The following is a 2,287-nucleotide window of genomic DNA, read 5'->3' on the forward strand; positions in this document are numbered from 1 at the left end:
CCGCTGCCGCATCGACGGCGCGCCGGCCTCGGGCGCGGGCGCCTTCGCCGAACATCTGCGCCTCGTCTGGCTGACGCCCGATCTCGACGGCCTGTTCCGCGGCCCGGCCGGCGACCGCCGCCGCTTCCTGGACCGGCTGGTGCTGGCGGTGGACCCGGCCCACGGCGCGCGGGCCTCAGGGCTCGAAAAGGCGCTGCGCTCCCGCAACCGCCTGCTGGAGGAGGGGCGCGACGGCCGCTGGCTCGACGCAGTGGAGCGGGAGCTCGCCGAACTCGCGGTCGCGGTGGCGGCGGCAAGGGCGGAGACGCTCGGCCGGCTGACGGGCCTGATCGCGGAGACCGCGGATACGGCCTCGCCGTTTCCGGCCGCGGAGGCGACGCTTGAGGGGACGCTCGAGGCGGAGCTCGCGCGTCAGCCCGCCACCCTGGTGGAGGACGCCTATCGCGACCGCCTCGCCCGCGCGCGCGCCCGCGACCGCGCCGCCGGCCGCACGCTGGAAGGCCCCCACCTCAGCGACCTTCAGGTGCGCCACGCCGCCAAGGCCATGCCGGCAGAGAAATGCTCCACCGGGGAGCAGAAAGCGCTGCTGGTCGGCCTCGTGCTGGCCCATGCGCGCCTCGTGACGCGGCTTGACGGCCGCGCGCCCGTGGCGCTCCTGGACGAGGTGGCCGCACATCTCGATCCCGTCCGGCGCGAGGCGCTGTTCTCGACGCTGGACGCCCTCGGCGCGCAGGTCTGGCTCACGGGGGCCGACCCGGCCGCCTTCGCCGACATCGGCGGGCGCGCCACCGTGTTTTCGGTGGCGGACGGCGTCGTCCGCCGCGCCGACGCCCCATGACCGGCGCGCCGCTCGGCCACCCCCAGCATTACGCCGGCTGGCTCGGCGGCGCGCACGCCCGCGTGCGCGCCGCGCTGGCGCGGCTGCATCCGTGGCTGGCGGAGTTTCTCATCTTCGGCTTCAAGCAGGCCTGGGCCGCGCTGTTCGGCGGCGTGATGCTGGGGCTGCTGATCGTCACCAAGCTCGTGTGGCGGGCCGACTGGCCGCTGGCGCGCTACGATTTTCTGACCATCGCAGCGCTCGCCGTTCAGGCCGTGCTGCTTCTGACGAAGCTGGAGAGCTGGCGCGAGGCGCGGGTCATCCTGCTGTTCCATCTGGTCGGGACCGGGATGGAGCTGTTCAAGACCCATGTGGGCTCCTGGAGCTATCCCGAGCCCAGCCTGCTGCGGATCGGCGGCGTGCCGCTGTTTTCCGGCTTCATGTACGCCGCGGTGGGCAGCTACATGGCGCGCGTCACCCGCATCTTCGATCTGCGCTACATCCACGCGCCGCCGAACGGCTGGGTGCTGGCGCTGGGCTTTGCGATCTACGTCAACTTCTTCAGCCACCATTACCTGCCGGACGCCCGGCCGCTGCTGTTCCTCTGCGCCGGGCTGATCTGGTGGCGGACGCGGATCGTGTTCACCGTGGACGCCGAACCGCGCTGGATGCCGCTGCTGCTGTCGGCGGCGCTGACCGCCTTCTTCATCTGGATCGCGGAGAACGTCGGCACCGCCACCGGCGCCTGGCTCTACCCGACCCAGCGGGTCTGGCACGTGGTGTCGTTCGGCAAGTTCGGCGCGTGGTTCCTGCTGATCGTGCTCAGCTTCGCGCTGGTCTCGCTGGTCCATCCGCCCCGCCCGCCGGACACGGCGGAGCGCTGATCCGCTTGACGCGGCGTGGCGCGGGGCGCTTGATCGCCGCCGTCATGGACATCGCCAGCATCCTCGCCTTCTCCGTCGCGCTCCTCGTGGTGGCGGCCACGCCCGGCCCCGGCGTCGCCGCCGTGGTGGCGCGCGCGCTCGGCGTCGGCTTCGCCGGCGCCCTGCCGCTGGTGGCGGGGCTGATCCTCGGCGATCTGGTCTGGCTCGCGGCCGCCGCCTTCGGCCTGTCGGCGCTGGCGGCGAGCTTCGGAACCGCCTTCATGGTCGTGAAGTGGCTCGGTGCGGCCTATCTGCTTTGGCTCGCGGTCAAGCTGTGGCGCGCCCCGGCGGTCGCCGGCGAAGGCGTCGCCGCGGAAGCGCAGCCGCGGTCGCCGCTCCGGGGCTTCCTCGCCGGCCTCGCGGTCACCCTCGGCAACCCGAAGGCCATGGTGCTCTATCTCGCGCTGCTGCCGGCCCTGATCGACCTGCGCCATGTGAACGCGCTCGGCTTCGCGGAGCTTGCGGGCGCGGCGGCGCTGGTGCTGGCGGCGGTGATGGGCGCCTACGCGGCCGCCGCCGATCGGGCCCGCCGCTGGCTGGTCTCGCC

3 protein-coding genes are annotated in these 2,287 nt (G+C 73.5%); all 3 read left to right on the forward strand.

Annotated features, from left to right (window positions below; all coding sequences use genetic code 11):
- Positions 1 to 838 (forward strand): DNA replication and repair protein RecF (locus tag ACFQ4O_RS16995; protein ID WP_378777487.1); only part of this gene is annotated, 838 nt, incomplete at its 5' end.
- Positions 835 to 1,701: a DUF817 domain-containing protein gene (locus tag ACFQ4O_RS17000; RefSeq protein ID WP_378777489.1), complete on the forward strand. Its 867-nt coding sequence runs from the start codon at positions 835 to 837 to the stop codon at positions 1,699 to 1,701. The genes ACFQ4O_RS16995 and ACFQ4O_RS17000, both read left to right, overlap by 4 nt.
- 29 nt (positions 1,702 to 1,730) lie before the next feature.
- A partial coding sequence (locus ACFQ4O_RS17005; protein ID WP_378777491.1) for a LysE family translocator occupies positions 1,731 to 2,287 on the forward strand: 557 nt, incomplete at its 3' end.

The sequence above is a fragment of the Methylopila musalis genome (genome assembly GCF_042679725.1).
Lineage (GTDB): Bacteria > Pseudomonadota > Alphaproteobacteria > Rhizobiales > Methylopilaceae > Methylopila > Methylopila musalis.